Source organism: Pseudoalteromonas sp. (assembly GCF_041629635.1).
Taxonomy (GTDB): domain Bacteria; phylum Pseudomonadota; class Gammaproteobacteria; order Enterobacterales; family Alteromonadaceae; genus Pseudoalteromonas.
Window position 1 is genome coordinate 1 of the sequence record NZ_JBFKMX010000187.1, and the last position, 5,430, is coordinate 5,430.

At 38.7% G+C, this 5,430-nt stretch carries 6 protein-coding genes; 3 read left to right on the forward strand and 3 right to left on the reverse strand.

All coding sequences use genetic code 11. The features are described 5' to 3' along the window. Window positions 1–72: 72 nt before the first annotated feature. Window positions 73–414 carry an Hpt domain-containing protein gene (locus ABYD77_RS17430; protein ID WP_372771366.1) on the reverse strand — a complete coding sequence of 114 codons (342 nt, stop codon included), beginning with the start codon at window positions 412–414 and terminating at the stop codon, window positions 73–75. 167 nt (window positions 415–581) lie between these two features. On the opposite strand from ABYD77_RS17430, the gene ABYD77_RS17435 reads away from it, so the two are divergent. Next, window positions 582–2,453, forward strand: a complete 1,872-nt coding sequence (locus ABYD77_RS17435) for a putative bifunctional diguanylate cyclase/phosphodiesterase (RefSeq protein WP_372771367.1) — start codon at window positions 582–584, stop codon at window positions 2,451–2,453. Window positions 2,454–2,514: 61 nt separating this feature from the next. Continuing rightward, entirely contained in the window at window positions 2,515–3,105 is a 591-nt protein-coding gene (locus ABYD77_RS17440; protein ID WP_372771368.1) for a tRNA-uridine aminocarboxypropyltransferase, read from the forward strand. A gap of 2 nt (window positions 3,106–3,107) precedes the next feature. Here the strand turns inward: ABYD77_RS17440 and dcd are convergent, their stop codons facing one another. After that, window positions 3,108–3,698, reverse strand: a complete 591-nt coding sequence (gene dcd / locus ABYD77_RS17445; RefSeq protein ID WP_372771369.1) for a dCTP deaminase — start codon at window positions 3,696–3,698, stop codon at window positions 3,108–3,110. A gap of 2 nt (window positions 3,699–3,700) precedes the next feature. After that, on the reverse strand, window positions 3,701–4,813 hold the full coding sequence (gene apbC, locus ABYD77_RS17450) for an iron-sulfur cluster carrier protein ApbC (protein ID WP_372771370.1): 1,113 nt from the start codon (window positions 4,811–4,813) through the stop codon (window positions 3,701–3,703). A 171-nt stretch (window positions 4,814–4,984) separates the two neighbouring features. On the opposite strand from apbC, the gene ABYD77_RS17455 reads away from it, so the two are divergent. After that, window positions 4,985–5,430, forward strand: a 446-nt coding sequence (locus ABYD77_RS17455; protein WP_372771371.1) for a class I tRNA ligase family protein, incomplete at its 3' end; no start/stop codon positions are given.

A 5,430-nucleotide genomic window follows, 5' to 3' on the forward strand; every position in this document is an offset into this window, starting at 1 on the left:
GCACGCTTCCACCACAGGCTACCGCATTCATAGTGAAAGCGAAAGCTTAAAGCCCTTTTTAGAATAAAATAATTAAATGACTTTCTGAATCGCTTCTTTAGTAGCAGAAATATGCGCTGGTAATACATTCTTTAAATTTTGCGACAAAGCCATATCCCCTTCTCCTAACGCATGTTCAAGGTCTTTAGCTAATTCTGCCAATGATTCTGCACCAAACTGTGCAGCGTTAGATTTTAAGCTATGCGCATGACGAATACTTGCTGTAATATCAACCTCAAAATCACGCTCAACTTCACTTTGTAATCTATCAAATTCGGTAAGACAGAATTCTAGAGTTGGAAGAAACTGTTCTTGAAGCAAATCTTGCATCGCAAATAAGGAATCAGAATTAATCTTTACGGCTATATCACTCATAGTAAACTGTATTTAAATAGACTTACCTTAACCTTAAACCATGTTTTGTAAATTTTCTATCAAGATTTGAAAACTTCTAAATCTCACCTATAGTTACGAAAACTTACATAAATATAAAATTATACTTATAAATGATTAATCGGATTAATACTGAATTAACGGAGCTAATGTTTAATAGCCATCAGGCAGGGGTATTAATCGTTTCGGATACACACCGCCTTCTTTACACTAATGAACAAGCTTCTCGCCTTAACACCAAACGAAAAACTCTTTATTGCGACTCTTTGGGCAAAATCACTCATTATCAATTGAAAGAAAATTTACATACCCACAAACAATTCAAGTTACAAAATTTCACTGTTTCTATCGTTCCGATTGAATATAATGAGCAACCATCGAAATTAATTCGGCTTAAAACCAATATGCCGCAATCAGATGTTGTTAGTAAGCTCAATTTAGGGCTGATCACGTTTGATATGAACGGCACTATCATTTCAACCAATAATTATTTTGATGAAATTTGTAAAAGGCAGGTAAAACATATTGAGGAGCTGCTCTATGAACCATATCCCCATATTTTTGAAAGTTTAAATCAACCCGCTTCAAAAAGCTGTCGCTGGCAAACCATAAAACTAAAGTATTTGCCTCGAAATCGCCACTATGAATATGTAATAAATCAACACCATCAACACTATTTGATGCAAGTGCGTGACGTGACGCAGTTAACACTTAAACATCGCGCTTTACAACAGCAAGCTGCATTAGATCCCCTTACCGGCCTCGCCAATAGACAAGTATTTGAAGATAGATTAAGCCAGGCGCTTATCCGAACAAAACGAAGTCAGCAAAAAATAGCTCTTGCCTTACTCGATTTAGATGATTTTAAGCAAGTCAATGATTCCTTAGGTCATCATGTTGGCGACCAATTACTTAATACCATTGCGTGTCGTTTAAAAGAGTATGTAAGAAAATCAGATACCGTTGCACGCCTCGGGGGGGATGAGTTTTGTATTATCTTTGAACAAGTTAATTCAGAACAATCGGTTAGGTCTAAGTTACGAAAATTAAACGATGCATTGTCTCGGCCTATTATGTTACAAGGACATACACTGTATCCAAAGGCTAGCTTAGGAGCATGTATCACTGATGGAAATCTTGACGAAAATGAGATTTACAAACGTGCTGATGCGGCAATGTATGGTGCAAAAAATATGAAACGAGGCTCCGTCAAGTTGCATCAAGCAACTGAGAGCTTTAATCACAGTTCATCCATTAAAGAACAGCTTAATAATGAAATTGACTACAGCCAATTCGAATTATTTTTTCAACCTTCTGTCACCACAAATACTCAGCAAGTTTGCTCTATTGAAGCATTGCTGCGCTGGCGTGAAAATGGCAAACCAAGCCTGCCTAAAGAGTTTTTTAACGTTATTGAAAGTGAAGGTCACGCTAATAAAATTGAAAGTTGGGTAATTCATGAAGCCTGTCGATGCCGGAAAACATGGGCTGAAAAAAAATTAATTGATAGTTCAGTGCCGATCAGTATTAATATTTCCAAATCCTATTTTTATCACCCTAATTTTTTACCACACTTACATAATGAACTCGCCCGTTTTAATATTTCGCCAGAGATGATCGAGCTTGATATTGAGGAATCCTGCTTAACGTCTGCAGAAAAGAAATCCCTTCAAATCACCAAAAAGCTTTCTGATATAGGTGTTAAAATTGCGATTGATCGTTTTGGCTCTAGCCATACGTCACTGCGCACACTCCATGACTTCCCAATAAACCGCATAAAATTAGATCGCAAGCTTGTTGCTAATTTAGACTCCATTGACAGCTTATTGGTTAAAAGTATTATTAATGCAGCACAACAACTTAATATTGAAGTGGTTGGTGAAGGCGTTGAATCTGACGAACTTATAGATTTTTATACTGATTGTAGTTGCGACGCATTACAAGGGTACATTATTTCCAGACCAGCGAAACAGCAAAGTTTAGAACTCTATTTAAAAAGTCAGTGTGAAGTGCACTGTTGATATGGCTTGAAAGCCAATGTTTAGGCCTTTAAAATAATCATTTTTATTCATTCTGTATTTTATGACACGTTCTATTTGCGATAAATGTCAGTTTGTTGCATGTGACTGTATTTGTATGCATCTGCAACAAATCATTAATCAAACACATGTTGTCGTACTACAACATTCATCTGAGGTAAATAATGCCAAAAACACTGTGCGTTTGGCTCGATTAATGTATCGCAACCTCACGGTGCTAATAGGTGAAAACAGCAATGACTTTCTATATCTAAAGCAGTTACCTTTAGCAACAACTGCTTTGCTCTACCCCGGTACAGATTCATTTCTACTTGATGGTGATATTTCAGATATTAAATTGACCCATCTAATAGTGCTAGATGGCACTTGGAAAAAAGCAAATAAGCTATTTTTTACTATCGATATTCTAAAACAGTTACGCCAAGTGAGTTTCCAACAGTTACCAGAAAATCGTTATCACCTAAGAAAAGCTAATCGCAGTGATAGCTTATCAAGCCTTGAAGCAATTGCGTATGCCCTTTCATGTACAGAGGGACTGTCTATGGCGCCTGCTTATTCGGCGCTCGATGCGATGATGGAAAATCAGTTCAAATACATGCCCGCCGAGGTGCGAGCACGTTATAAATCAGAATAAAATCAAGATTGACTATCGTCGCTAATACGCGAAGCGACTGCGCCAGACTGCCCTTTATACTTTGCGTCTTTACGTCGGTTATAAGGGTTTTCAGCAGGACCTGACATGGTTTCGAAACTAAGCGCACCAATTTTCATATAAGGACGAAGTGCTAAAGGCAACTTTCCTGAGTTATAAAATTCAAGCACGATATTACCCGACCAACCCGGATCAATACGGTGTGCTGTTACATGCACCATTAAACCTAAACGGGCTAGCGATGAACGGCCATCAAGCCAACCCACAATGTCATCAGGTAAGGTGACACTTTCGTGAGTAATTGCGAGCGCTAGTTCCCCAGGGTGTAGAAAAAAAGCTTCACCCTCTTCAAGGATAATCTCATCGCTCATGATCGATTCCATCGCAGCAGAAACCAATTCTTTAGGTCCACTTAAATCAACATAAGGCGCTTTGTGATCTTGAAAGACACGAAACTTATTACCTAACCTTAAATCAACCGTGACACCAGAAATCATGTCTTCTTTTGGCGCAGGTTCAATATTAATTTTACCCGCTGCTAGATGTTCTTTAATATGGGTATCACATAAACGCATAGTTAATCGTCCGTTATAATAATTTCGACGGGGTTGCTGCCACTTCCTTGATAAAACAAATGACTAGCAACAAGTTTTGCCGCCCGATTATAAATGGCAACGAGCGCCTTGTCAGCATTATGTGAAAGAAACTCACCTTGCTCACCTACTTGTCTAATACGATGTGTTAGAGGAACTTGTCCAAGTAATGGAATATCAATACGCTGTGCCAGTTCCTTTCCGCCATCTTCGCCAAAAATATGGTTGACACCATTACAGTGTTGGCAATTAAAGTAACTCATATTCTCGATTAAGCCTAAAATCGGTACTTTCACTTTATTGAACATATCAATGCCTTTATTGGCATCTGCTAATGCTAAATCTTGCGGCGTTGTCACAATAACTGCACCACTGGCTGGAATTTTCTGAGACATGGTAAGTTGAATGTCACCCGTACCAGGGGGCATATCAACTATTAAATAATCTAAATCTGGCCAAGCGGTTTCATTGAGAAGCTGCATCAGTGCTGTTGATGCCATTGGCCCACGCCAGACAGTGGCATCACTTTTGCCCAATAAAAACCCGATAGATTGCGCGACAAGTGTATTTTTTTCCATGGGTAAGAGGGTTTTATCATCTTTCGCGACGGGTTTTTCGTCTTCAAGGCCTAACAACAAAGGAATAGATGGCCCATAAATATCGGCATCTAAAATCCCCACCTTGGCACCATTTTGTTTAAAGGCATTTGCTAAATTAACCGCACTGGTTGACTTACCGACGCCACCTTTGCCACTTGCCACCAAAATAATATGTTTAATATTGCCATGACGACTTGGCTCCAATAGCTGAACTTGCACGCTAAGCGCAACAGGTAGGCCTAGCTTCTCAGATAAAAATTTTGCAATATCAGGTTGTTCACTAGTTGCGGCAAAATGCAAAATAAGCGATACGTTTAAGCTATCGCCCTCTTCAACCGAGAGTAATGTGGTTGCTTGCTGTAACCCAACAGGAAAAATATCAGAGCGATAATCAGCCAACAACTGTGTAATGCTTTCAAACAGTGATGAATTTTGTGCTTTAGCAACCGCTTTATCAGCTTGCTTTGACCCTGAGAAAAGATTTTTAATATTAAACATGTAAATCTGCATTTGGCTAATGAAATACGCGCTGGAATTATGTAATATTCCTGACCTTAACTCCAGTTATATACTTAGCTTGTTACCACACGTATTTCTACGTAACAGGTTAAGGGTTACCTAATGGGTAAATTTTTGGTGTTGTCACCACACTAGTTTACGGTAAACGATATGTCGCAAAGAAAAATCTTAATTACAAGTGCATTACCTTATGCAAATGGCCCAACACACTTAGGCCATTTACTTGAATATATTCAAACTGATATCTGGTCTCGTTTCCAGAAATTACGTGGTCATGAAACGTATTATGTATGTGCCGATGATGCGCACGGTACGCCGATCATGCTAAACGCACAAAAGCAAGGTATCACTCCGGAAGAAATGGTTGCCAATGTGAGTGTTGAGCGCCAGCGCGATTTTGCCGATTTTCATATTAAGTTTGATAACTATCACAGTACGCATTCAGAAGAAAATAAAACGTTTTCTGAGCTTATTTATAATCGTTTAAATGACGGTGGTTACATCAAAAAGCGTACTATTTCGCAATTATTTGATGAAGAAAAAGGTATTTTCTTACCAGACCGCTTCGTAACTGGTACCTGCCCTCGCTGTAAAGC